Origin of the sequence: Pseudomonas brenneri (assembly GCF_007858285.1) — a bacterium.
GTDB classification, from domain to species: domain Bacteria; phylum Pseudomonadota; class Gammaproteobacteria; order Pseudomonadales; family Pseudomonadaceae; genus Aquipseudomonas; species Aquipseudomonas brenneri.
Genome location: NZ_VFIL01000003.1, coordinates 468,502 through 492,504, shown reverse-complemented (window position 1 = coordinate 492,504; position 24,003 = coordinate 468,502). Strand labels below are relative to the sequence as shown.

The 24,003-nt window shown below is 59.9% G+C and carries 22 protein-coding genes; 7 read left to right on the top strand and 15 right to left on the bottom strand.

Going from position 1 to position 24,003, the window contains the following annotated elements; all coding sequences use genetic code 11:
* Positions 1-27: 27 nt before the first annotated feature.
* The gene (locus FJD34_RS08860; RefSeq protein ID WP_032863084.1) at positions 28-1,449 is read right to left on the bottom strand and encodes an MltF family protein; all 1,422 of its coding nucleotides are present in this window, start codon (positions 1,447-1,449) and stop codon (positions 28-30) included.
* Between the two features lie 235 nt (positions 1,450-1,684).
* Between FJD34_RS08860 and FJD34_RS08855 the strand changes: the two genes are divergently transcribed.
* From FJD34_RS08855 to FJD34_RS08845, 3 genes are all read left to right on the top strand, one after another.
* Positions 1,685-2,491, top strand: a complete 807-nt coding sequence (locus FJD34_RS08855; RefSeq protein ID WP_032863087.1) for a TatD family hydrolase — start codon at positions 1,685-1,687, stop codon at positions 2,489-2,491.
* Positions 2,492-2,587: 96 nt separating this feature from the next.
* A complete protein-coding gene (locus FJD34_RS08850; RefSeq protein ID WP_032863089.1) occupies positions 2,588-4,069 on the top strand; it encodes a methyl-accepting chemotaxis protein in 1,482 nt (493 codons plus the stop codon).
* Positions 4,070-4,214: 145 nt separating this feature from the next.
* On the top strand, positions 4,215-4,577 hold the full coding sequence (locus tag FJD34_RS08845) for an Mpo1-like protein (protein WP_032863091.1): 363 nt from the start codon (positions 4,215-4,217) through the stop codon (positions 4,575-4,577).
* 7 nt (positions 4,578-4,584) lie between these two features.
* On the opposite strand, the gene FJD34_RS08840 is transcribed toward FJD34_RS08845, so the two are convergent.
* From FJD34_RS08840 to FJD34_RS08830, 3 genes are all read right to left on the bottom strand, one after another.
* Positions 4,585-5,382, bottom strand: a complete 798-nt coding sequence (locus tag FJD34_RS08840) for an acyl-CoA thioesterase (protein ID WP_065942598.1) — start codon at positions 5,380-5,382, stop codon at positions 4,585-4,587.
* A 102-nt stretch (positions 5,383-5,484) separates the two neighbouring features.
* Positions 5,485-6,246, bottom strand: a complete 762-nt coding sequence (locus tag FJD34_RS08835; protein ID WP_032863095.1) for a CHAD domain-containing protein — start codon at positions 6,244-6,246, stop codon at positions 5,485-5,487.
* Between the two features lie 95 nt (positions 6,247-6,341).
* Complete coding sequence (locus FJD34_RS08830; protein WP_032863097.1) at positions 6,342-6,620, bottom strand: hypothetical protein; 279 nt, start codon at positions 6,618-6,620, stop codon at positions 6,342-6,344.
* Between the two features lie 216 nt (positions 6,621-6,836).
* Here FJD34_RS08830 and FJD34_RS08825 point away from each other — a divergent pair, with 216 nt between their 5' ends.
* On the top strand, positions 6,837-7,874 hold the full coding sequence (locus tag FJD34_RS08825; RefSeq protein ID WP_090291548.1) for a patatin-like phospholipase family protein: 1,038 nt from the start codon (positions 6,837-6,839) through the stop codon (positions 7,872-7,874).
* Between the two features lie 123 nt (positions 7,875-7,997).
* Here the strand turns inward: FJD34_RS08825 and FJD34_RS08820 are convergent, their stop codons facing one another.
* The 6 genes from FJD34_RS08820 to kdpF form a co-directional block, all read right to left on the bottom strand.
* Positions 7,998-8,693, bottom strand: coding sequence for a response regulator (locus tag FJD34_RS08820; RefSeq protein WP_032863102.1), 696 nt, complete (start codon positions 8,691-8,693; stop codon positions 7,998-8,000).
* Between the two features lie 49 nt (positions 8,694-8,742).
* The gene (locus FJD34_RS08815; protein ID WP_090291550.1) at positions 8,743-11,394 is read right to left on the bottom strand and encodes a sensor histidine kinase; all 2,652 of its coding nucleotides are present in this window, start codon (positions 11,392-11,394) and stop codon (positions 8,743-8,745) included.
* A gap of 136 nt (positions 11,395-11,530) precedes the next feature.
* Entirely contained in the window at positions 11,531-12,076 is a 546-nt protein-coding gene (gene kdpC / locus FJD34_RS08810; RefSeq protein WP_032863105.1) for a potassium-transporting ATPase subunit KdpC, read from the bottom strand.
* A gap of 62 nt (positions 12,077-12,138) precedes the next feature.
* On the bottom strand, positions 12,139-14,202 hold the full coding sequence (kdpB, locus tag FJD34_RS08805) for a potassium-transporting ATPase subunit KdpB (RefSeq protein WP_090291552.1): 2,064 nt from the start codon (positions 14,200-14,202) through the stop codon (positions 12,139-12,141).
* A 5-nt stretch (positions 14,203-14,207) separates the two neighbouring features.
* Entirely contained in the window at positions 14,208-15,902 is a 1,695-nt protein-coding gene (kdpA, locus tag FJD34_RS08800; protein ID WP_032863110.1) for a potassium-transporting ATPase subunit KdpA, read from the bottom strand.
* A gap of 8 nt (positions 15,903-15,910) precedes the next feature.
* Positions 15,911-16,000: a K(+)-transporting ATPase subunit F gene (gene kdpF, locus FJD34_RS08795; protein ID WP_032863112.1), complete on the bottom strand. Its 90-nt coding sequence runs from the start codon at positions 15,998-16,000 to the stop codon at positions 15,911-15,913.
* Positions 16,001-16,336: 336 nt separating this feature from the next.
* Here kdpF and eat point away from each other — a divergent pair, with 336 nt between their 5' ends.
* From eat to FJD34_RS08780, 3 genes are all read left to right on the top strand, one after another.
* The gene (eat, locus tag FJD34_RS08790) at positions 16,337-17,701 is read left to right on the top strand and encodes an ethanolamine permease (RefSeq protein ID WP_090291553.1); all 1,365 of its coding nucleotides are present in this window, start codon (positions 16,337-16,339) and stop codon (positions 17,699-17,701) included.
* A 111-nt stretch (positions 17,702-17,812) separates the two neighbouring features.
* The gene (locus FJD34_RS08785; protein ID WP_003172675.1) at positions 17,813-17,980 is read left to right on the top strand and encodes a DUF2897 family protein; all 168 of its coding nucleotides are present in this window, start codon (positions 17,813-17,815) and stop codon (positions 17,978-17,980) included.
* Positions 17,981-18,107: 127 nt separating this feature from the next.
* Positions 18,108-18,698 carry a TetR/AcrR family transcriptional regulator gene (locus FJD34_RS08780; RefSeq protein ID WP_032863116.1) on the top strand — a complete coding sequence of 197 codons (591 nt, stop codon included), beginning with the start codon at positions 18,108-18,110 and terminating at the stop codon, positions 18,696-18,698.
* Positions 18,699-18,715: 17 nt separating this feature from the next.
* Here FJD34_RS08780 and FJD34_RS08775 read toward each other — a convergent pair whose 3' ends face one another.
* From FJD34_RS08775 to FJD34_RS08755, 5 genes are all read right to left on the bottom strand, one after another.
* Complete coding sequence (locus FJD34_RS08775) at positions 18,716-19,051, bottom strand: ComEA family DNA-binding protein (protein WP_090291556.1); 336 nt, start codon at positions 19,049-19,051, stop codon at positions 18,716-18,718.
* A gap of 109 nt (positions 19,052-19,160) precedes the next feature.
* On the bottom strand, positions 19,161-21,155 hold the full coding sequence (locus FJD34_RS08770; protein WP_090291558.1) for a polysaccharide biosynthesis protein: 1,995 nt from the start codon (positions 21,153-21,155) through the stop codon (positions 19,161-19,163).
* 101 nt (positions 21,156-21,256) lie between these two features.
* Positions 21,257-22,270, bottom strand: a complete 1,014-nt coding sequence (locus tag FJD34_RS08765; RefSeq protein ID WP_090291559.1) for an MraY family glycosyltransferase — start codon at positions 22,268-22,270, stop codon at positions 21,257-21,259.
* Positions 22,267-23,235: a UDP-glucose 4-epimerase family protein gene (locus FJD34_RS08760; RefSeq protein ID WP_090291562.1), complete on the bottom strand. Its 969-nt coding sequence runs from the start codon at positions 23,233-23,235 to the stop codon at positions 22,267-22,269. The genes FJD34_RS08765 and FJD34_RS08760 overlap by 4 nt, the downstream gene beginning before the upstream one ends.
* Positions 23,232-24,002 carry a glycosyltransferase family 2 protein gene (locus tag FJD34_RS08755; RefSeq protein ID WP_090291564.1) on the bottom strand — a complete coding sequence of 257 codons (771 nt, stop codon included), beginning with the start codon at positions 24,000-24,002 and terminating at the stop codon, positions 23,232-23,234. The genes FJD34_RS08760 and FJD34_RS08755 overlap by 4 nt, the downstream gene beginning before the upstream one ends.
* Position 24,003: the final 1 nt, after the last annotated feature.

Sequence of the window (24,003 nt, the reverse complement as noted above, 5' to 3'; positions counted from 1 at the left end):
ATGCCTAAATCATATCGATAATATCGATTATTTTCGCGAGACAATCTTCGCTGACACCGGCTCCAGGGAGTCCCGTTCCCGATCAAAGGCCAAGTAATACTTGTTCACGCTATTAACATAGCTGACACCGCCCATTCCGACCTGCTCCATGGCGATGCGCTCCACCTGAAAGAACCACTGATTGGGGTTCAAGCCCCGGCGCCTGGCCTCGGCACGCATGCCCTGTACCCGCTCCGGCCCCATGTTGTAGGCCGCCAGCACGAACGCCATGCGCTCGCGCTCGTTGAGTTTGGGGCTGGCGAAGAACTTGCGGCGAATCAGCGCCAGGTAGCGCGCGCCCGCCTGCACATTGCTGTCCAGGGTCTGGATATTGTTGACCCCGACCCGCTGGGCGGCTGACGGGGTGATCTGCATCAGGCCCGTCGGCCCGCTGCCACTTTTCGCCGCAGGATTGAGCGATGATTCCTTGTAGGCCAGGGCCGCCAGGTTCAACCAGTCCATGCCTTGTTCCCGGGCATGCTTTTGCAGCACCGGGCGCAGCTTTTCCAGGCGCTGGCGATCAGCCCGCGCCAGGGGATAGCGCACCTTATAGAGACGGCGATAGATACGCTGGAAAGCCACATCCTGGTCCGACGGGGTCTTGTAGGTTTTCAGGAAGCGATCAATGCTCGCCCGTAGCATCGAGGCATCCTGGCGCACGAACCAGTACTCTTCGCCCGGCTCGCTGATCGCCACTTGCCGATCAAAACGCAGCTTGGGCAGGACCTTGGACCAACGCTCGGCAATCGGTCGCTCGACAATGGTCAGATGGAAGATCCCGGCCTGGACCATCTCCAGCACATCCTCCACCGCCAGGCTGGGGTCCACCCATTCCACCTTGACCGGCGGCAGTTTGCGCAGCGCCAGTTTCTGGTTGATCTGATTGACCGCCTCCCCCGCCGCACTGCCAGTGGTCAAGGCCAAAGTGCGCCCAGACAACTGTTCCAGCCGGGTAAACCGCCGCTCGCCCTTGAGCCCCACCAGCCACAGCGGCACATCGCTGGCAATCGGGTCACTGCTGCTGATCTTGTGCGCCCCCGTCGCATCCAGCAATTCACCGGGGGCAACCAGATCGCCTTCGCCGCGAGCCAGCGCCCCCAGCAATTGGTCCTTGGCCTTGGGAATGATCTTGAGGTTGATTTCCTGGCCGTCACGGGCCCGGCCATTAAGGTAATGTTCGAAGGCGCGCAGGCGATGGTATTCAGCACCGATGGACTGCCCCTGGACTTCACCGGAACTGTTGCGACTCTGGTTGACCAGCACCCGTAACGTGCGGCTGCTGCGGATTTCGGCCAGGTCGCGGACCTTGCCCGTCTTGGTCACTTCCAGCGGCCCGTCCAGGCGCGCAACCGCCGCAGTGGGCAGCAGCAGCGTCAGGCATACCATGAGCAATGCCGAGGGTCGGATCATCCGCTCTCCGGAAAGAACAAGGCCCCATGCACCGTGGAAAACGTCACATTGGGGGACAGAAACAGAGCGCCAGAGGCACAGACTTTGGGCGCAAGGGTGTCACAGCAGCAGCTCATCGGCCAACCACGGTGTTACTTGCGACGTTCAAAGACAGCGATAACTCGTTGTAGTTCTAGGTTTTTCTTATAAATCTACAGCTCTGATAGACTTTCCGGCCGCAGGCGGAGATAGCACCATGCAACTCATTGATATTGGCGTCAACCTGACCAACCCCAGTTTCGACGACAAACACCAGGCCGTGCTCGACCGCGCCTATGCCGCCGGCGTGGGCCAATTGGTTGTCACCGGCACCAGTGTGCAAGGCAGCGAACAGGCCCTGGAACTGTGCCAGCGTTGGGATGAAAGCGCCCAACGGCTGTTCTCCACCGCGGGCATTCACCCCCACAGCGCCAGCGATTGGAACGCCGACAGCGCCCGGCAACTGCGTGACCTGCTCAGCCAGGACCGGGTACGCGCCGTGGGTGAATGCGGGCTGGACTTCAACCGTGATTTCTCACCACGCCCCCAGCAGGAAAAAGTCCTCGAAGCCCACCTGGCATTAGCCGTCGAATTGCAGTTGCCGGTGTTTCTCCATGAGCGCGATGCCAATCAGCGTTTGCTGGAGATCCTGCGCGACTACCGCGACCATCTGCCCGCCGCCGTGGTGCACTGCTTCACCGGCGAGCAGCGCGCCCTGTTCAGCTACCTCGACCTTGACCTGCATATTGGTATCACCGGCTGGATTTGTGACGAACGGCGTGGGACGCACCTGCACCCGCTTGTCAGGGAAATCCCCCGAGGCCGCCTGATGCTGGAAAGCGACGCACCCTACCTGCTGCCGCGCACCCTGCGTCCCAAACCCAAGAACGGGCGCAATGAACCCGCCTATTTACCGGAAGTCTTGCGTGAAGTGGCCCAGCACCGCGAAGAAAGCCTGGAAGACCTGGCACAACACAGCACCGCCTGCGCCCGCGCGTTTTTCGGCCTGCCTGCGTTGGATTGACGCGGCGTATTGACCCATATCAACACCCTTTTTTCGAATAGCGGCACAATAATGGCACCTTGCCAAAACTGTTTCCGCTATCAGAGAAAACCTTCCATGGGTGCCTGGCTTAGCAATATCTCGCTGAAGTACAAATTCTGGGCCGTGAATGCGGTCGCTTTCATCACCACGCTGCTGCTGGTGCTGTATGCCGTGCACCTTGAGCAACAGGCCCGCAGCCATGCCTCCCAAGCCTCGGCACAAGCCCAGGGCCGCTTGCTCGGCGCATGGCCGGCGGGGCAGGCGCTGCCCAAGGATGAACACTGGCTGGTGTTCCAGCGGGGCCTGGCGCCCGAACTGGCAGACCAGGACCTGTCCGCCCTCAGTGAGGCCAATGGCTGGGTCGAGTTCAACCCTATGCCGCTGTTCGGCGAAAACCCGTTGCTGGGCGCCGAAGTCATCTCCCGCGCCGACGGCCAGCAAGTCGCCGTCCTGGCCTATGCACCCAGCTTGAGCCAAGTGTTTACCGAACGCTTCACCCACTACGCGGTAGCGGTTCTGATCCTGATGCTGGCGATGCTCTGCGCCTCGCAGTTGCTGATCCGTTTTTTGCTCGCCCAACTCAACACCTTGAAAGACGTGATGCTACATGTTGAGAAAACCGGCGACCTCTCGGCCCGCGTCCCCCTGGCGTGCAAGGACGAAGTCGGGCAGATGGCCAGCGCGTTCAACGCCATGCAGGCCGGCTACCAGCGGGTAGTCAGTACCGTGGCGCGCACCGCCAAACTGTTGGACGACGGTGCCGCGCGCCTGGCCAGCAGCATGAATGAAGTCCAGCACGGCATGCTCGGCCAGCAAAGCGAGACCGACCAGGCTGCCACCGCGATCAATGAAATGACCGCCACCGTGTATCACATTGCCCAACACGCCGGCGCCACACGCGATCTGTCGCAGACCGCCGACACCCTGGCCGGCAGCGGCCAGGAAGTGGTGACCCGGGTCCAGCGCTCGATTGCCGGGCTGTCCACCGGCGTGCAGCAAACCGCAGAGATGATCCAGAAGCTGGCCGAAGACAGTCAGAAGATCAACGGCGTGGTCGGCGTGATCCACAGCATCGCCGAACAAACCAACCTGCTGGCCCTCAACGCTGCCATCGAAGCCGCCCGCGCCGGTGAAATGGGCCGCGGCTTTGCCGTCGTCGCCGACGAAGTGCGCAACCTGGCCAAGCGCGTACAAAGCTCCACCGATGAGATCACTCGCATGGTCTCGGCCCTGCAGGCCGGCACCCGGGACGCGGTGGACTTTATGCAGGAAAGCTCCTTCAAGGCAGATGACTGTGTACAGCAAGCCCAGGAAGCCGGCGCCTCACTCGCCGAAATCACCAGCGCCGTGGCGCAGATGCGCGAGAGCAACACGCAGATTGCGGTGGCCGCCGAACAGCAGAGCCACGTGGCCGAAGAGATGAACCGCGCAGTGGTGAGCATTCGTGATGTCACGGAAAACACCGTGCAACAGACCGTGGATTCCGCGACCACCAGCAACGAGCTGGCGACCCTGGCCGGCGAGTTGAACAAGGCGATCGGTCAACTGAAGTTGTGAAGTTTGCCTGCCGATCAGCCAACGCTTGCCGTTGGCGGATCCCATCAAATCGCTATAACCCCCATAGCCAACACCAATTCGCCGACCCTGCCCGCCCAACCTAAACTCTGCTCATCGAGTATCAATGGACAGAGGATTTATCATCATGGGTAAACGTCACCCCAATCTCCCGGCCTGGCAATGGCGCGCCTACCCGCAGAATCATCAGCACCCAACCAATCTGGTACTGCACCTGATTGCCGTGCCGCTGTTCATCGTCGGGTTTCTGCTGATTGTGTCCGGGGTGTTCAGCCTGAGCCTGGCCAGCTTTGCCATCGGCGTGATCGGCGTGTTGGCCGGCCTGGCGCTGCAACGCCATGGCCATAGCCTGGAAGCCCAGGCCAGCGAACCGTTCAGTGATCGTAAAGATGCGGTACAGCGCCTGCTGGTCGAGCAGTTCGTGACTTTTCCGCGCTTTGTCCTCAGTGGCGGCTGGTGGCAAGCCTGGCGTCAGCGCCACCGCCACTGAAGGCCGCTCAGGCGAATACCACCACGGTCTGACGGCTGATGGCGATCAACTGGCCGTCAGGCCCCCATAGCTTGGCAGCGGCATGGCCGTAGCCATCACGGGCATGCTCGATCTCGACGTGGTACTGGCACCAGTCCAGGGTCGTCAACTGCGCCAGCGGCTGGATGAACTCGATGGTCCAGGTCAGGGTGCTGCCCGCTGCAGGCCGCTTCAGATGCGGTAACAGGGCCGGCGGCCAGGCATCCACCAACGCGAGGATATGCGCTTCGGTCAAGGGTTCTTCCTTCACATCCCCACGCAAACGTACCCAGCCGCCCATGTCCCGCGACTTGTTGCCGGTGAACGGCCAGCCGCCGACGCTCCAGCGCATCGCCAGGTGACGCATGAACTCGGGGGTCGCACCTTTGATATACGGCAGTTCCTGGCACTCGTCCCAATGCTTGAAGGTCGGCGCCGGCAACGCCTGCACATCGATCTCCGAAGGGCGCGATGCGCCGAAACTGGCCTGGACCAGGGTCATGACTTCACCGCCCTGCACCACCCGCCCCAGCAACTGGCTGACCGCCTTGCCTTCGCGCAGCACTTCCACTTGATAGCTGGCCGATACGTCTGGCGCTACCGGCCCGACAAAGGTCACGGCCAGCGAACGCAACGGGCGGTCTGCCGGCGCCTGGGCGCGCAAGGCTTCGTACTGCAAAGCGGCGACCAGCCCGCCAAACGTGGCGCGGCCCTGGGCCCACTCGGCCGGGATAGACACATCCAACGGGTTATTACGGGCGGCGTCGAGCAAATCACTAAAGCGCATGGCGACCTCACATCAAGAAAATCGATTGTGCGATCTTAACCAGCGTGCCAGTCAGGTACAGCGCTTATTCCGGCCAAAAAACCGGACAGATAAGCCGCCGGATCAGAAACACTCCGCCGCCAGCTTATCCAGCACCCGATCGGCCTTGCCTTCGGCCTGGGCCATGGTGCGATGCCAGACCGCAACACAAGGTTGCAGATCCGCCTGATGTTCGGCCTGCGCCAGCCATTGCCAGCAGTCATGCCAATCCCCCAGCGCGCCTTGGGCGGACTTGAGACGGGACATGGCCTTGGCCGGCAATTGCCCCAATTGCGGATAAGCCTCGGCCGCGTAACGGACGCGCTTGATCAATAAGCGCAGGCGATGACGGTCGTGACCGGGATCGTGCAGGGCCTCATCGAGGGTTTGCCACTGCTTGGCCAACCGTTTTTCGATGCGCGCCTGCAGCCCCTTGAGCAATTTTTGGTGATCGGACGCGCGGATAAAGCGGGGAAAGGCATCCAGGATCAGCAGCAGGTGTGCGACTTGCGGACTACGCGCCACCTGTCGATAGGTTTGTGGCTGCTGGCGCAGGCGCCGCGCCGCAGCTTCGTGATAGCCGTGCTGCTGCAAGTACGCCGCCAGCACTTCACGGTCGCGCAGCGGCGTGGTCAATTGGCCGACCGCGCTGGCGGCCGCTTCCAGTTGCTCGACACCGGGCAGCCCGCGCAAGGGCCGCAACAAGCTGCGCAAGCGCCGCACGGTGGTGCGCAAGTCATGCAACGCCTCGTCATCGGTCACCGCCGCCAGGCGCGCCTGGCAACTCAACAATCCGACTTCCAGGCCAATGACCTGGGCGACCAACTGATCTACCAACGCCGACATGCTGCTTCCCCTGTTAAACAACGTCCATACGCCTGCGCAAAACAGGCGCCTGGAACCACCTTAACCACTACCCCGGCGTGTTGCGCTGACTCGGATCAACGCCCGGCGCGCGACTCACGGATATAGAAACGGGCTTTTTCCGCTTTATTGGCGCACCCTTCGAACGCTTCGAATTGTTGCTGGGTCTTGGCACCGGTCAGCAACGACAGGGCCTTGGAATAGCTGACCGTCCCGGCAAAACCTTCAGCCTTGGCCAAGTCCAGCTCACGCCAGGCAGAATCCAACTGGCTGCCACAACTATCGCGATAGGCCGTTTTACCAGCACAACCGGCCAAGGCCAGTACGATCACAGGCAAACACATCCAGGCTTTCATCAATGACACCTCAAGAAAAGAAAACAGTCGTGGGATGTAGACGTTGCCTACATCGAAAAGTGCCTTATCACACAGCCTGAAATGCCCAGCGCCGATGGTCAAAGCATACCCGAGCAAATAGCTCGGCTTCTGAAAATAATCACTCTTGTCAGCTAGGATTGAAGCAGCCCCCTCGATGGGTGCATTGTGGACAGCTGTTTTGCGAAGGATCCGGTCATGAAAAAACGTGTTGCATTGGTCCTGGGCTCCGGCGGTGCGCGGGGTTATGCCCATATCGGGGTGATCGAAGAGATCGAAAGACGCGGCTATGAAATCGCCTGTATCGCCGGCTGCTCCATGGGTGCGGTGGTGGGCGGGGTCTATGCGGCAGGCAAGCTTGAAGACTATCGGAACTGGATCGAAAGCCTGGACTATCTGGACGTGTTGCGCCTGGTGGATGTGAGCTTTCGCCTGGGGGCGATACGCGGCGAAAAAGTCTTCGGGCAGATCCGCAAGATCGTCGGCGAGATCAATATCGAGGACCTGCGCATTCCCTACACGGCGGTGGCCACCGACCTGACCAACCAGCAGGAAATCTGGTTCCAGGAAGGCTGCCTGCACCAGGCCATGCGGGCCTCGGCGGCGATTCCCAGCCTGTTTACTCCGGTAATGCAAGGCAACCGCATGCTGGTGGACGGCGGCCTGCTTAACCCGTTGCCCATCGTGCCGGTGGTGTCGAGCCATTGCGACTTGATCATTGCGGTCAACCTCAACGCCACCAACCAGAAGCATTACAAACTGCCGGTGATCCAACGCCCACCGGCATTCAAGAGTCGCTTCGACAGCCTGGTGCGTTCATTGGGCTCGCACTTGCCGTTTCGGCGCAAACAAGCCGAGAACTTGTTGCTGCTGGAGCAGGAAGCGCTACAGGCGCAAGCCGCCGATATCAATCCATGGCTCGAAGGCGCCGAGCCTGAGACCCAGCAACCGGCTGCCGCGCCGGAAGCTGCCGGCACACCGAAATCCGCTACCGGCTCGTTCATCATCGACAACGTCGGGCCGGCGTCGCTGCTGGATTTGATCAACCAGAGTTTCGAGGTGATGCAGACATCGTTGGCGCAGTACAAGATCGCCGGTTATCCGCCGGATGTGCTGATCAACGTGCCAAAGCGGGTGTGCCGGTTCTTCGAGTTCTACAAGGCACCGGAATTGATCGCGCTGGGGCGCGAGATTGCCAGTGATACGCTGGATCGGTATGAGAGTGAGCAGAGTTGAGATCTTCGCTGGGGCTTGGGGCCCTATCGCGGGCAAGCCCGCTCCCACACTTGAATGTATTCACAGATCTAAATGTGGGAGCGGGCTTGCCCGCGATGAGGCCGGCCCAGCAACCACATTCCCTCAGACTTCAGCCCCCAACAACCGATACCCCACCCCTGCCTCGGTCACGATAAACCGCGGCTGGGTCGGGTCATCCGCCAGTTTCTGACGCAAGTGCCCCACCACAATCCGTAGGTAGTGGCTGTCTTCGGTGTGAGTCGGCCCCCAGATATCCTTGAGCAACTGCTGCTGGGTTATCACCCGGCCGGGATGGCGTGCCAGTTGCGCCAGCACGGCATATTCCTTGCGGGTCAGGGCCACGTCGGCCCCGTCCAGCAACACCCGCCGATAGGCCAGGTCCACCGTCAACGGGCCAAATTGCAGCGCCGCCTGTTGGGCTTCTCCAGCAGGTGCCTGGCGTAACAACGCACGGACCCGGGCCAGGAACTCCTGGATGCCAAACGGTTTGGTCACATAGTCGTTGGCGCCTCCGTCCAGTGCCTGGACCTTCTGCCCTTCGCTGGCACGTACCGACAACACCAGCACCGGGGCCGTCGACCATTCGCGCAAGTCGCGCAGCACCTGTTGGCCGTCCATGTCCGGCAGGCCCAGGTCCAGCACCAGCAGGTCCGGTTTGTTCAATGCCGCCTGGGCCAGTCCTTCGGCACCGGTTCCGGCCTCCAGCACTTTGTAGCCTTGGGAGGCCAGGCTGATGCGCAAGAACTTGCGGATCTGCGGCTCGTCATCAATGACCAAAATCGTCGCAGTCTGGCTCATGGTGTTCCGTCACAATCGCTAAAAAAAGATAAGAGTAGCGCACCGGGTATCACGCTTCACTGTCCAGGCTTGGCTGCGCCTGCAACGGCAGGAACAAAGTGATGCACGTGCCCCGCCCCTCGATGCCCTCGGTCACGCTGATATGCCCGCCGTGGGCACCGACCATGCCCTGGCAGATTGCCAGACCGAGCCCGGTGCCCTGGCCGCCCCGGTCGCCGCGTGCAGCGGTGTAGAACATGTCGAAAATCTTCGCTCGCTCCTCCTCGGGAATCCCCGGGCCTTCGTCACTGACCGAGAAAAACAACGCCTGGTCCGCCACGCCGGCACGCAGTTGCAAGCGGCCATGGGGCGGTGAAAAGCGCGCGGCGTTTTCCAGGACATTGACCAACGCCTGCTCGATCAAGGCGGCGTGTACATACAGCAATGGCAACTCGGCCGGCACATCGGTGCTCACCTGCAACGGCGCCAGCACCGCGCGCAAACGGCCGAGAGAACTGCCGACGATATCACCGGGCGACACCCAGTCCCGCGCCAGCTTCAAGGCGCCGTGGCCGAGACGGGTCATGTCCAGCAGGTTCTGGATATAGCGGTCCAGGCGCTCGGCTTCATCGCGAGTGCCTTCCAGCAGTTCGCGACGATCTTCCAGGGGAATGGCTTCGCCCAGGGCCAGCAGGCTGTCGATGCTGCCGCGCATGGAGGTCAGCGGCGTGCGTAAATCATGGGACACCGAAGCCAGCAAGGCACTGCGCAGTTGTTCGGTCTCGCCATGCAAACGGGCCGCCTCCAGATTCTGCGCCAACTGAGCACGGGCCAGCGCCTGGGCCAATGGCTGGCTCAAGGCCGTGAGCAGGCGCCGGCGTTGGCCACTGAGTTCCAGGCCGGCCTTGGGGCTGACACCGAGCAGGCCCAGCGGACCATTTTCGGCGGACAACGGCCACCACCACCAACGCCCAAATGGCAAGGTCCCGGTGCCCATGCCTGCCGGCTGGTCGTGCTGCCAGGCCCAGTCGGCGGCGGCGCGCTCGGCCTCGGTGAAGGTGATCGGGCCACCGGTCTCGACCTTCCACTCACTGGGCCCGTCGCGATTGACCAGGCACAGCTGCAAATCGCTCCACCCCTGCAGATGATGGGCCGCTGCGCTGATCACCGCCTGGCGGTCGGTGGCAGCGGTGAGTTTGCGCGACAGGTCGAGCAGCTCGCTGGTTTCTTCCTGGGTGTCGCGCAGGGCCTGCAATTGCCGACGCTGGCGCGCAGCCAGGTTGCCGGTGAGCGCCGCCATCAGCAGGAAAAACAACAGCGTCAGCACATCTTCTTCACGCTGGATGGCGAAGGAGAAATTCGGCGGGATAAACAAAAAGTCATAGGTCAGGAACGACAGCGCCGCACAAGCCAATGCCGGGCCCAGGCTGCTGCGAACCGCCACCAGCAGCACCGCTGCGAGGAACACCAGAGAGATATTGGGCAGCGGCAAGATACTCGACACGCCCCACGCCAACGCACTGGCCAGCACGGTCGCCAGCAGCGCCAAGGAGTAGTCGAACCAGACCAGGCCACGTACATCGGGCAAGCGCGGTGCGGCGGGTGCTCCATCGCTGTCGAGGACGTTGATTTCCAGGCCCCGGGCATTGCGCAACAAGCGCGCGGCCAAGCCGCCACCGAAGATCCTGCGCCACCAGCGCGGGCGCGACTGCCCGACCAGCACCAGGCTGGCACGACGTTCGGCGGCGTGCTGGATCAACGTCTTGGCCACCTCGCCGGCACGCAACAACACCACTTCGCCACCCAGGCGCTCGGCCAATTGCTGGGCGTTTTGCAGGCGCAACCGAGACTGTTCGTCACGCACCCGGCCGTTGTCCACATGTACCAGGCTCCAGGGCAAATGCCGGCGCTGGGCCACACGGCTGGCGTGGCGTACCAGGCGCTCGGCCTCGGCATCGCCGTCCACCCCCACCAGCAGGCGCCCGCGCACGGTGGGAGCGGCCTGGCCCAGTTGCCGATAGCCCTGGGCCAAATCGTCATCGACGTGGGCGGCGGCCGTCTGCATCGCCAACTCGCGCAGGGCCATAAGGTTGGTCTGGGTAAAGAACGCATCAATGGCGGCGCGCGCCTGCTCCGGCACGTAGACCTTGCCATCGCGCAGGCGCTCCAGCAGCTCGCGCGATGGCAGGTCGATCAGCAGCAACTCATCGGCTTCCTGCAACACCCAGTCCGGCAGGGTTTCGCGCACCTGCACGCCGGTGATGCCGCGCACCTGATCGTTAAGGCTTTCCAGGTGCTGGACGTTGACCGTGGTGAACACGTTGATGCCGGCGGAAAGCAGTTCCTGGATGTCCTGCCAGCGCTTTTCGTGGCGGCTGCCCGGGGCGTTGCTGTGGGCCAATTCGTCCACCAGCACCAACTTGGGCTTGGTGGCGAGCAAGCCGTCGAGGTCCATCTCTTCGAGCATCACCCCGCGGTATTCCGAACGCAGCAGTGGCTGCTGGGGCAAGCCACCCAGCAAGGCCTCGGTCTCGGCGCGGCCGTGGGTCTCGACCACCCCGGCCACCACTTTGACGCCCTGGCGCAGTTGGGTGTGGGCGGCCTGGAGCATCGCGTAGGTCTTGCCCACGCCAGGGGCGGCGCCGAGGAATACTTTGAGCCGGCCACGGCCGTGCTTGGGTAGGTCGGCTAGAAGGGCATCGGCGCGGCCGGAGTCACTCATGTGCAAAGGTCTCTCAAGGTCAATAGAGCCACTGTAGGAGCGAGCTTGCTCGCGAATAACTCAAGTGCACCGCATTCATCCTGGATAAACGCGGCGCCCTCAGGTTTTTCGCGAGCAAGCTCGCTCCTACAGGGAGTTACAGCTTTTCCAGCGCCATGTTCAGCGCCAGTACATTCACCACCGGCGGCCCCACCAGCGGTTGCTCGATATGCTCGTCCATCAAGCGCTCCAGGGTCGACACGGGCAACTGCCGCGCCGCCGCTACCCGCGCCAGTTGATAGGCAATTGCCTGCGGTGGCAAGTGTGGATCAAGACCGCTGCCGGAGGTAGTCAACAGTGCCAGTGGCACTGGTCCCTGGCCTGGGACCTGGATTTTGCCAGCGTCTTCGAACACCCGCGTCGCCAGCGCCGGGTTGCTTGGGCCCAGGTTGCTGGCACTGCTCGATACAGTGGCAAACGCACCTGCCGAAGGCCGCGAGTGGAACCAGCGGTCACCGGAAAATTGCTGGGCAATCAGGCTGGAACCACGCACCTTGCCTTCGGCATCACGCACCAGGCTGCCATTGGCCTGGTCGGGAAAGGCGACCTGGGCGACGCCGGTCACCACCAGCGGATAGGCGACGCCAGTGATCAGGGTCATCAGTACCAACAGGCTTATGGCCGGACGGATCGTACTGGACATTTCATCTTCCTCAATTGATTCGTGACCTGTAGGAGCCGGCTGCCGGCTCCTACAGGGTTGGGTCAGACCAGGTGCAGCGCAGTCAGCAGCATGTCGATCGCCTTGATCCCGGCGAACGGCACCAAAAGCCCACCCACGCCATAGATCAGCAGGTTGCGCCGCAGCAACGCCGCCGCACTCGCTGCCTGCACCCGCACACCGCGCAGGGCCAGGGGGATCAGCACCACGATGATCAGCGCGTTGAACACAATCGCCGACAGAATCGCGCTCTGCGGGCTGCTCAGGTGCATCACGTTGAGCACGCCCAGTTGCGGGTAGATCGAGGCGAACAGCGCCGGCAGGATCGCGAAGTACTTGGCCACGTCGTTGGCAATCGAAAAGGTGGTCAGCGCGCCTCGGGTCACCAGCAATTCCTTGCCGATCTGCACCACGTCCAGCAGCTTGGTTGGGTCGCTGTCGAGGTCGACCATGTTCGCCGCCTCGCGTGCCGCCTGGGTGCCGTCATTCATCGCCATGCCGACATCCGCCTGGGCCAGGGCCGGAGCGTCGTTGGCACCGTCGCCACACATGGCCACCAGGCGCCCGTCGTTCTGCTCATGGCGGATGCGCGCCAGTTTCTTCTCCGGCGTGGCTTCCGCCAGCACATCATCCACACCCGCTTCGGCGGCAATCGCGGCGGCGGTCAATGGGTTGTCGCCAGTCACCATCACCGTGCGGATCCCCAGCTTGCGCAACTCGGCAAAGCGCTCGCGAATACCGGGCTTGACCACGTCCTTGAGGTGAATCGCGCCGAGCAATTTGCCGTCGGCGCACACCAGCAACGGGGTGCCGCCACTCTGGGCGATCTTGTCGATTTCCCGCGACAGCGCTGGCAACAGGTCCTGGCGTTTCTGGCCGATAAAGGCCAGCAGCGAATCGACAGCGCCTTTACGGTAGACGCGGCCTTGATAGTCCACACCGGACAAGCGCGTTTCGGCACTGAACGGCACACCGGTCAGCTCTTGCACAGAGGGCTCGGCGTACGGATGCAGGGCACGCAGGTATTCGACGATGGACTTGCCTTCGGCCGTATCGTCCGCCAGCGAGGCCAGCAGCGCACCTTCGGCCAACTCCTTGCCGTTGACGCCAGGCGCAGCATAGATGCCAGCGCAGCGCCGGTTACCGAAGGTGATGGTGCCGGTCTTGTCCAGCAACAGCACATGCACGTCCCCCGCTGCTTCCACGGCGCGACCGGACTTGGCGATCACGTTGAGGCGCACCAGACGATCCATGCCGGCGATGCCGATGGCCGACAACAGGCCACCAATGGTGGTCGGAATCAGCGTGACCAGCAGTGCCACCAGAAACACCAGCGGCAGGCTGCCATTGGCGAAATGGGCGAACGGCTGCAAGGTCACGACCACCAGCAGGAAGATCAGGGTCAGGCCGATCAGCAGGATATCCAGCGCCACTTCGTTGGGGGTTTTCTGGCGCTTGGCGCCTTCGACCAGGGCGATCATGCGGTCCAGTGTCGACTCGCCAGGGTTGGCGGTGATGCGAATCAGCAGCCAGTCCGAGACCAGCCGGGTATTGCCGGTGACGGCCGAGCGGTCACCGCCGGATTCGCGGATGACCGGTGCGGACTCACCGGTAATCGCCGCTTCATTGACCGCCGCGATGCCTTCGATGACTTCACCGTCGCCAGGGATCATTTCCCCGGCCGCAACCCGCACCACATCACCTTTGCGCAGGCTGGTGGCGGGCACCACCTTGAAGCTGCCATCGGCCTCTTTACGCCGAGCGCTGAGACCCTCACTGCCGGCCTTGAGGCTGTCGGCGCGGGCCTTGCCGCGACCTTCGGCCAAGGCTTCGGCGAAGTTGGCGAACAGCACGGTGAACCACAGCCACAGGGCAATCTGCACCGCGACAAAGGTCGGCACGCTGCTGTCCGGCACCAGGCACAGCACGGTGGTGAGGATTGCGGTCAACTCGACCACCAGCATCACCGGCGAACGCTTCAACTGGCGCGGGTCCAGCTTGACGAACGCCTGGACCAGCGCCGGGCGCCACAGGGCGGAGATCGCGGTTTTCGCCGACTCCTGAGTCTTGACCGGAGCGGCATTGTTTACAGGCATATTCATGTTCATACCCCTTAGAAGCCCATGCTCAGGTGTTCAGCGATAGGGCCCAGTGCCAGCGTCGGCAGGAACGTCAGTCCGCCCACCAGCAAAATGGTCACGGTCAACAACGTCACGAACAACGGGCCGTGGGTCGGGAAACTGTTCTGGCCAATCGGTGCGCTTTTCTTCATCGCCAGGCTGCCGGCCAGGGCCAGTACCGGGAGGATGTAGCCAAAGCGCCCGATCAACATGCCCAACCCGAGCATCAGGTTGTGAAACGGTGTGTTGGCGCCCAGACCACCAAAGGCCGAGCCGTTGTTGGCACTGGCCGAGGTGTAGGCGTACAGCAACTGGCTGAAACCATGGGGGCCAGGGTTGCTGATGGTCGCGGCGGTAGCCGGCACGCTGGCGGCAATTGCGCCAAGCACCAGCACGCCTACGGGCATCACCAGCAGGGTCACCACCAGCAGTTGCACTTCCCGGGCCTGGAGTTTCTTGCCGAGGTATTCCGGGGTGCGGCCAATCATCAAGCCAGCGAGGAATACCGCGATCAGCACGTTGAGCAACATGCCGTACATGCCGGCGCCGACACCACCGAAGATCACTTCGCCAACCATCATATTGACCAGCGCCACCATCCCGCTCAGGGGGTTGAGGCTGTCCTGCATGCCGTTGACCGAACCGTTGGACGCCGCCGTGGTGGTCACCGACCACAGCACCGTGCCGGTGGTACCGAAGCGTGCTTCCTTGCCTTCCAGCGGTGCAGTCTGCTCGACGGCCGGGTTGTTCAGGGTCGGGTTGGGCTGGTACTCGGACCACAACGACACCGCACCGCCAATCAGGAACAGCGCGAGCATGCAGCCGAGGATCGCGCGGCTCTGGCGCAGGTCCTTGACGTAGTGGCCAAAGGTGAACACCAGCGCCACCGGGATCATGATGATCGCCGCCACTTCAAACAGGTTGGCCCAGGCCGTCGGATCTTCGAACGGGTGCGCCGAGTTGACACCAAAGAAGCCACCGCCGTTGGTCCCCAGTTGCTTGATCGCAATCTGGCTGGCAGCCGGGCCGAGCGGGATCACCTGGTCGATGCCTTGCAGGGTCAATGCATCAACGTAATGAGCGAAGGTTTGCGGCACGCCCTGCCAGACCAGAAACAACGCCAGTACCAGGCACAACGGCAACAGGCCATAAAGGGTGGCGCGGGTCATGTCCACCCAGAAATTACCCAAGGTGCTGGCGGACTTGCGACCAATCCCACGGCAAAGAGCGACGAGGACGGCAAGGCCGGTGGCCGCACTGACAAAGTTCTGCACAGTCAGGCCGACCATCTGGCTCAGGTAGCTGAGAGTCGCCTCACCGCTGTAGGACTGCCAGTTGGTGTTGGTCATGAAACTGACCGCGGTGTTGAATGCCTGCGTCCACTCCTGCCCGGGCAATTGCTGCGGGTTGAGGGGCAAGTAGTCCTGGAAGAGCAGGATCGCAAAGAGGAGTAAAAAGCCGGCGAGGTTGAAGGCCAGCAGGGCCAACGTGTACTTCTGCCAACTTTGCTCTTGTTGCGCATCGACCCCAGCCACGCGATAACACACGCGCTCGACCGGCCCGAACACCGGCGTAAGCCAGGTGCGCTGCCCTTCCATCACCTTGTAGTAGAACCGCCCCAGAAATGGCGCCGGAACCAGCACCACGGCGAAGAAGGCGATGATCAGCCAATAGTCATAACTGTGCATAGCCGCTCCTAACCCCGGTCCGCGCGCAACAGCGCAACCAGCAGATAAATGAACAGCGCCACGGCCAATAGCAGTGACACCCCGTCCAGAACACTCATGGAAGTTTCTCCGTCATACGGCGACTGCCGCGTATGGGGGCATTGTCCGCAGGAGTGGCGTAAAGGAACGAGGGCGAGGGGGTGGAGGGGGCGTAAAGAGGGCGTAAAGAGTGGGTTGGACGAGAGGTTAGTGGGGCTGTTGAGACCGCTATCGCGGGCAAGCACGCGATAGCGTCAGCATAGCCACCACCGCCCTACTCTGGTGCACGAAATAACGGTCTCAAACAACAGACTATCTCCCACACGACAGTTCCAGCCCTTTGCGACACCCTTTTTCAAGCTGGCATGGCCGCTGCAATGTCCTGAAACATTCAAAACCGTTCAGGGAGCAGCACAATGAACACACAACTCAAACCCACCTTGGGCACCTTGCACCTGTGGGGCATCGCCGTGGGGCTGGTGATCTCCGGCGAGTACTTTGGCTGGAGCTATGGCTGGGGCGTAGCCGGGACGCTGGGCTTTCTGGTGACGTCGTTGATGGTCGCCGCCATGTACACCTGTTTCATCTTCAGTTTCACCGAACTGACCACCGCGATTCCCCACGCAGGAGGGCCGTTTGCCTACAGCCGCCGGGCCTTTGGAGAAAAAGGTGGGTTGATCGCCGGGCTAGCAACCTTGATCGAGTTCGTCTTCGCGCCCCCGGCCATTGCCCTGGCCATTGGCGCCTACCTGAATGTGCAATTCCCGGCCCTGGACCCGAAACACGCGGCGGTCGGGGCTTACTTCGTGTTCATGGGGTTGAACATTCTCGGGGTCAAGCTGGCCGCGACCTTCGAGTTGGTGGTGTGTGTACTGGCCGTGGCCGAACTGCTGGTGTTCATGGGCGTGGTCGCGCCGGCCTTCAGTTTCAGCAATTTCGCCCTCAACGGCTGGGCGGGCTCCGACACCTTTGGCGCCCCGGCGATTGCCGGGATGTTTGCGGCGATCCCCTTCGCCATCTGGTTCTTCCTCGCCATCGAAGGCGCCGCCATGGCCGCCGAAGAAGCCAAGGACCCGAAACGCACGATTCCCAAGGCCTATATCAGCGGCATCCTGACCCTGGTAATCCTGGCCATGGGCGTGATGTTCTTTGCTGGCGGCGTGGGTGACTGGCGCACCCTGTCGAACATCAACGACCCGTTGCCCCAGGCGATGAAAACCGTGGTGGGCGAAAACTCCGGCTGGCTGCATATGCTGGTGTGGATCGGCTTGTTTGGCCTAGTGGCCAGCTTCCACGGGATCATCCTCGGCTACTCGCGCCAGTTCTTCGCCCTGGCCCGCGCCGGCTACCTGCCCTCCTCCCTGGCCAAACTGTCGCGCTTCCAGACACCCCATCGGGCCATCATTGCCGGCGGCGTGGTGGGCATCGCCGCAATCTACAGCGATGGCCTGATCAACCTCGGCGGCATGACCCTCACCGCCGCAATGATCACCATGGCCGTGTTCGGCGCCATCGTCATGTACATCATGAGCATGCTCAGCCTGTTCAAGCTGCGTAAGAGCGAACCTTTGCTGGAGCGCACCTTCCGCGCACCGGGCTACCCCGTCGTGCCGGCCATCGCGCTGATCCTCGCACTGGTGTGCCTGGTGGCCATGGCGTGGTTCAACACCTTGATCGGCCTGATCTTCCTCGGGTTCATGGCGGTAGGCTTCATCTACTTCCAACTGACCACCCAAGACCGCGCCGATGCACCGGCAGATGCCATGTTGACTGGGCTTTAAACCAGCGAGGCAGAACGGGCCTACAATGGAACGACTGACAAACGTCGTCACTCAAAGCTGATAGTGCCGTGGGGAATCTTCCCCATGGCAGTCGGCCTCAAGGAGAGCCCTATGCCCTGGTATGCCTGGTTGATCATGGTGGTCGCCATCGGTTCGATCGTTGGTGGCTTGATGATGCTGCGTGACAGCGCCAACAAAGTGGAACTGACCGACGAACAACGCAAACGCGTCGCCGAGCGCAATGCTCAAGCGGACGCCAAGGACGCGCAGGATCGTTGAAGCAAACGCCCCGTGCTGACCTTGACCGGCAGCACGCCAGGCGAATCGGTTCAGGTATTTTGTAATACAGCCGAGAAACAGCACCCGACCTTGGTTAATATGGCCCAATGTTTCAGAGGGGCCTCTCATGCGCTACTCGCAAAATCACAAAGCTCAAACCCACCAGCGCATCATTAAAGAGGCATCGGTCCGGTTTCGCCGCGACGGCATCGGCGCCACCGGCCTGCAACCCCTGATGAAAGCCCTGAACCTGACCCATGGCGGGTTCTACGCCCACTTCAAATCCAAGGACGAACTGGTGGAAAAGGCCCTGCAAGCCGCCGCCACCGAACTGGACGCCCACTGCGAAATGCTCTTCAGCCAGGAACGACCGCTGGAAGCCTTCATCGACAGCTACTTGTCCGAGTGGCACCACACATCCCCCGATCAAGGCTGCCCGTTGCCCACCATGTCATCGGAACTGGGCCAGCGCGGGCAACAAAGCCCCACTACCGATACAGTCCTCGACGCCCGACTCAAGCAAATCGAAACCGCATTGGCCAGCCCCAGCGCGGACGAACAAAGCCTGGTGATCATGTCGACACTGGTAGGCGCCTTGGTGTTGGCGCGCAGTGTCGACAATCCGGAACTGGCGACACGCATACTCGACGTCGTGCGGGAAAGCCTGAAGACCGGGATCAATACAGCCACTGCTGACGCAAAAAAGGCCGGTCAATGACCGGCCTCCTGCGTTGATTACTTAACCTCCAGCCTGTCGCGATTCTTCTCCAGAAGTGACTTGCCGATCCCTTTCACTTCCAACAACTCATCTACCGCCGTGAACGATCCATTGGACTCGCGATAAGCGATGATCGCCTTGGCCTTGGCTGCGCCAATGCCGAACAAATCGCGGCGCAGGGTTTCAGCGTCGGCTGCGTTTAGGTTGATTTTTGGGGTTGGCTGTTCGCTTTTGTCTACCTGGGCCCCTACCGGCACTGGCGCCTCGGGCTTGGCCGATGGGGCGGCGAAGGCCGCGACTGACAGGCTGGTGAGGACGGCGAAAACCAGGGAGGATAAAACGGATTTACGCATTAGAGACGCTCCATGACATCAGTGAGAAAAGCAGCTTTTCCGAAGCTGCTTTTCAAACTTAGGTGATGTTTGGGGATAGTCAAAAATGGGTGAGTTACAGGGTGTGAGTTCAGGGTTCGAGGCGGCGTTGCTGGTAGATCCAGTCGACGATCTCACCGTCTGGGGCATAACCGCTAACGGTATCGCGCAAGAGCTGGCGGACGCGGTTGTAGTCGTCCGCTTCCACTGCTGCGAGCAATTGAGTCAGCTTGTCCTTCAGTACATCCCATGGCAGGTGATCTTCGTTGGCACTCATGATCATCGGGTGCTGGGTCGCGACAACATTGTCACCGATGAGCAACTCTTCGTAGAGCTTCTCCCCAGGGCGCAATCCAGAAAATTCGATGGCAATGTCGCCATGGGGATTTTTGTCGGAGCGTACGCTAAGGCCGGACAAGTGGATCATTTTCTCGGCCAGTTCAACGATCTTCACCGGCTCGCCCATGTCCAGCACAAACACATCACCACCCTGCCCCATGGAGCCCGCCTGAATGACCAACTGCGCAGCTTCGGGGATGGTCATGAAGTAGCGCGTGATTTTCGGATGGGTCACGGTCAGAGGCCCGCCGGACTTGATTTGCTTGTGAAACAGCGGAATCACCGAGCCCGAGGAACCCAACACATTACCGAAGCGCACCATGGTGAAACGGGTTTTGTTGACGCGGGAAATATTGGCGTTGTCACCGAACAATACCGGCGCCAGTTCACGACTCAGGGCTTGCAACGTCAGCTCGGCCAGACGCTTGGTACTGCCCATGACATTGGTGGGACGCACAGCTTTGTCGGTGGAGATCAGGACAAAGTTGGCAACGCCCGACTGCAGCGCAGCTTGAGCCGTGTTCAGGGTGCCGATCACATTGTTCAACACGCCCTCAGCAATATTGTGCTCGACCATCGGGACATGCTTGTAGGCGGCAGCGTGGTAGACCGTATCTACATGCCAGGTTTTCATCACATCCAATAGTTTGGACTGATTGCGCACCGACCCCAGGATAGGTAGCAGCTTGACTGGCAGCGACTCGCGAACGATCCGCTGCTCAAGCTCCGAGAGAATGCTGTAAAGATTGAATTCACTGTGCTCGAACAACAACAGTGTCGTGGGGCGCAGAGACAGAATCTGCCGGCATAACTCAGAACCGATGGAGCCACCAGCCCCCGTAACCAGGACACTCTGGCCCTTGATGCAATGCTCCAGCAACTCGCCTTGGGCGGGGACGGCATCGCGTCCCAGCAGATCGGCAATATCGACTTCCTGGATATCGTCGACCTTGACTCGACCACTGGCCAGATCCATGAAGCCTGGGACGCTTCTCACGTGCAGCGGATAGCCCTCCAGGAACCCGAGGATTTCACGACGGCGACCACGATTGGACGAAGGGATTGCCAGGAGGATTTCCTCGGCCCCTGTTGCATCAATCATGCGCTGGATATGTTTGGGCTTGTAGACCTGAAGGCCCGAGATAATGCGATCGGAAATGCTCGTGTCATCATCGATAAATGCCACCGGGCGCATTACCCGCCCCATGCGCAAGGCCGCAACCAGTTGATTGCCAGCGGCACCAGCACCGTAAATCGCCACTTTGGTCAGGCCATTGTCACGACTGGTAAATGGCACGTGCTGCGCAGCAGTGAACCAATCGCCGAGAAAGTACTGACGCATCGCCAAACGAAGCCCACCAATCATGATCATGCTCAACCACCAGTAGTTGAAGATGATCGAGCGAGGCACCACGTTCTGGTGGTTGCTATACCAATACACCACCACCGCCAGTATCAACGATGAAAGGCTGACGGCCTTGATAATGGCGATCAGTGCATCGTTGCCGAAGTAGCGCATCACGGCGCGATACATGCCGAAGCGGATGAACAACGGAATTGCAACAACGGGTGCGGCGATAAACAGCCAGAAATGCATTCTGACGGGGTTGATCATTTCGTCGATGCCTAGACGTACGACGAAAGCGGCCCAAAGAGCCAGCCAAACCAGTACAACGTCAGTTAGAACCTGGATCAGCCGTTTATATCTACGAGGTAGGCCCAACAATAAAGCTCGAATCCTATCCATATTTACCTCCTAGCTCACAACGCCCTGCATAAAAACAAAATCTGGATCACGGAAGCGTCAAGATAGCTTACTCAAGCACATTCAACCCAAAATTTACGACTTCACTTTTCCAACGCTCCAGCATTGAACCTGATGGCGAGTACGATTAGTGGTATGTACGCCACACAAATCGCCAACGCTCCATCCAAGCCCAGAAGAATCGTGCCAAACGCAATTGGCAGCAGCCAAAAAGCATTGATAAATGCCACCGTTAATGTCACTGGGCGATGCTTGCCAAAATGACGAGAAGCAAACTGGTAGGCGTGGCTGCGATGAGCTTCATAGACTTTATCTCCACGCAGAATCCGGCGAACCAGTGTGAATGTCGCATCAACGATAAAGACGCCCAGCATAATCAGCCAGGCCCAGAATAACTGGGGTGATACCCAAGCAGCCTGGATGGAAAAAATGCCTAAGGTGATGCCAATGAAGCCGCTACCCGCATCCCCCATGAAAATGCGAGCTGGAGGGAAATTCCAGTAAAGAAAGCCTAGGACGGCCATGCAAAACAATAGGGGGGCCCATATCAGCGTTTCATATCCTGCAAGCCAATAAATGGCGCACATACCGAGACAAACGCACAGAGCTTCAACGCTGGCGATCCCGTCGATACCGTCCATGAAGTTATAGAGGTTTAGTAACCACACAAGATAGAGGACGGCAAAAAAATGACCAAACCAACCCAAATCAACAATAAAACCAAAAATATGAATAGGTGCGAAACCGCCCAAGAAAAACAGCGCCCAAACTGCAGCTGAAAAATGGCCAAGCAAACGCCATCGGGCAGGAACATGACCATGGTCATCCAGGAAACCCAGCGCGGCAATCGCAACTCCCGCCCCGAGTAAAGCCCACGCCCATGACCACTGGATTAGACCAGCCCATGCCAGTACAGGCACAGCCATTAAAAAACAGAGGACAATCGCAACTCCCCCGCCCCTAGGTGTGGGGATAGTATGAGAACTGCGTGCGTTAGGCGTATCAATCAAGCTGGTCGCCAAAGCATAGCGGCGAAGCAACCAAGTCAAAAACAAAGAAATCCCGGCCAACACCGGTAAACACCAAATGAAGTTCATCGTTTAGTTTGTTCCAAATAGTGCTGGGCTGTCACAGCCAATCCCTTATCGACGCTAACGCGTGGACTCCACCCTAAAAGCAGGCGAGTCTTGCTGATATCAACTTGCAGTGAGGCGCATAGACGCTGAGAAAAGCTCGATTTTCCGATGAGCGTGGCCGCAATCTTCAATAGACCGGCAGGAACCGGTAAAAGTCGAGCAGAGGTACCTAAGGATAAAGCCATACGCCGCATCAAGTCGGTGGTGGAAAGATCTTCCCCGTCACTGACTAGAAATACTTGATTCGCAGCAGCCGGGTGCCAGATGCAGGTGGCTATGAGATCGCTGAGGTTATCCAAAGCCACAAGGCTCCGCCGATTGTGAATGGCCCCCAGCGGCAGCGGTATGCCCTTACTCAACCAACGCATCATGGTCAAGACATTCGCCCTTACCCCCGCACCGTAAACCAGCACCGGACGAATGATAACCACATCCATGTCGACCTTCTTGGCAAGCTCCATCAATCCTCTTTCAGCCTCCATTTTGGAGACGCCATAGGGATCCATTGGCTTAGGAGTGTCATCAGCCGTATAAGGTGCACCAAGCAATGTTTCTTCGCCGTTGACTTTGATAGAGCTGATAAAAACAAAACGTTTGACGCCGGCCTCAACCGCCTCACGAGCCAGACGCAAAGTGCCCTCGACATTAACCTTGCGAAATTCGGCTAACGGATCAATAGAGGTATCATCCATTACGTGAACGCGAGCGGCGCAGTGAATAACCACGTCGACGCTTTGCAACGCGACTTTCCACGCAGTATCCGCACCCATCCCCTCCACTCGGTGGGTATTTACACCTTCAGGCAGTGCTGCCGTAGAAACACTGCGAACCGACGCAGAAAGATCATAGTTGTACTCTTGATGGAGGTGGCGAATTAGATGCCCCCCAAGAAAGCCTGTCGCTCCGGTTACAAAAATATGTGTCATCGCCCACCCGACGTTGAGCGCTTGACAAACTCCATAAGTTTGAATGGTATCTTGCTCAAAACCATGAGTAAGTTGGTATAAATACCATTACGACGGCAGGCCTGAACAATTTCACGATTAAGACGTAAACTGCTTCTAACACCCGATGTGCTCACGCCACCAGAACGCATCCGAACTAGCACTTGATTGATATGGCTATATTGCAAACGTTTGACCAATAGCAGCCGCACAAACATTTCGTAGTCAGCCGATATTTTGTACAGTAATGAATAGGGGCCAACATCACGATAAACCGTCGACCGTATGAAAGTACCTGGGTGGGGCGGCATCCAGCCAAACCGCAGCTTCCAGGCCCGAAAATGAGCGGCGCTATAGAATCGGGTTACCTGTTGAAGGTTATCCGGCTCGACGAAAACCACATCTCCATAAACCAAAGCGCTAGCTGGATTTTTTGTAAACGCCGCCGCAACTGTTGCTAAGGCGGTAGTATTTTCGTAAAAATCATCCGAATTTAGAATACCGACAACATCCCCTGTCGCCAATGCGATACCCTTATTCATGGCATCGTATATTCCTTTATCTGGCTCACTGACGACTTTTGCAATAGACCCGGAATACTCAGAGACTATGCCCATAGTATTATCTTTGGAAGCACCATCAACAATAATGTATTCAATATTCTGGTAAGTTTGCGCTAACACCGACTCGATGGTATCCCGTATTGTGCTCTCACTATTATACGAAACGGTGACAATCGAAATCTTCAAA

Coding starts and splice junctions, on each gene's coding strand:
- FJD34_RS08860 (WP_032863084.1), bottom strand. CDS start 1,449: ATGATCCGACCCTCGGCATTGCTCATGGTATGCCTGACGCTGCTGCTG.
- FJD34_RS08855 (WP_032863087.1), top strand. CDS start 1,685: ATGCAACTCATTGATATTGGCGTCAACCTGACCAACCCCAGTTTCGAC.
- FJD34_RS08850 (WP_032863089.1), top strand. CDS start 2,588: ATGGGTGCCTGGCTTAGCAATATCTCGCTGAAGTACAAATTCTGGGCC.
- FJD34_RS08845 (WP_032863091.1), top strand. CDS start 4,215: ATGGGTAAACGTCACCCCAATCTCCCGGCCTGGCAATGGCGCGCCTAC.
- FJD34_RS08840 (WP_065942598.1), bottom strand. CDS start 5,382: ATGCGCTTTAGTGATTTGCTCGACGCCGCCCGTAATAACCCGTTGGAT.
- FJD34_RS08835 (WP_032863095.1), bottom strand. CDS start 6,246: ATGTCGGCGTTGGTAGATCAGTTGGTCGCCCAGGTCATTGGCCTGGAA.
- FJD34_RS08830 (WP_032863097.1), bottom strand. CDS start 6,620: ATGAAAGCCTGGATGTGTTTGCCTGTGATCGTACTGGCCTTGGCCGGT.
- FJD34_RS08825 (WP_090291548.1), top strand. CDS start 6,837: ATGAAAAAACGTGTTGCATTGGTCCTGGGCTCCGGCGGTGCGCGGGGT.
- FJD34_RS08820 (WP_032863102.1), bottom strand. CDS start 8,693: ATGAGCCAGACTGCGACGATTTTGGTCATTGATGACGAGCCGCAGATC.
- FJD34_RS08815 (WP_090291550.1), bottom strand. CDS start 11,394: ATGAGTGACTCCGGCCGCGCCGATGCCCTTCTAGCCGACCTACCCAAG.
- kdpC (WP_032863105.1), bottom strand. CDS start 12,076: ATGTCCAGTACGATCCGTCCGGCCATAAGCCTGTTGGTACTGATGACC.
- kdpB (WP_090291552.1), bottom strand. CDS start 14,202: ATGAACATGAATATGCCTGTAAACAATGCCGCTCCGGTCAAGACTCAG.
- kdpA (WP_032863110.1), bottom strand. CDS start 15,902: ATGCACAGTTATGACTATTGGCTGATCATCGCCTTCTTCGCCGTGGTG.
- kdpF (WP_032863112.1), bottom strand. CDS start 16,000: ATGAGTGTTCTGGACGGGGTGTCACTGCTATTGGCCGTGGCGCTGTTC.
- eat (WP_090291553.1), top strand. CDS start 16,337: ATGAACACACAACTCAAACCCACCTTGGGCACCTTGCACCTGTGGGGC.
- FJD34_RS08785 (WP_003172675.1), top strand. CDS start 17,813: ATGCCCTGGTATGCCTGGTTGATCATGGTGGTCGCCATCGGTTCGATC.
- FJD34_RS08780 (WP_032863116.1), top strand. CDS start 18,108: ATGCGCTACTCGCAAAATCACAAAGCTCAAACCCACCAGCGCATCATT.
- FJD34_RS08775 (WP_090291556.1), bottom strand. CDS start 19,051: ATGCGTAAATCCGTTTTATCCTCCCTGGTTTTCGCCGTCCTCACCAGC.
- FJD34_RS08770 (WP_090291558.1), bottom strand. CDS start 21,155: ATGGATAGGATTCGAGCTTTATTGTTGGGCCTACCTCGTAGATATAAA.
- FJD34_RS08765 (WP_090291559.1), bottom strand. CDS start 22,270: ATGAACTTCATTTGGTGTTTACCGGTGTTGGCCGGGATTTCTTTGTTT.
- FJD34_RS08760 (WP_090291562.1), bottom strand. CDS start 23,235: ATGACACATATTTTTGTAACCGGAGCGACAGGCTTTCTTGGGGGGCAT.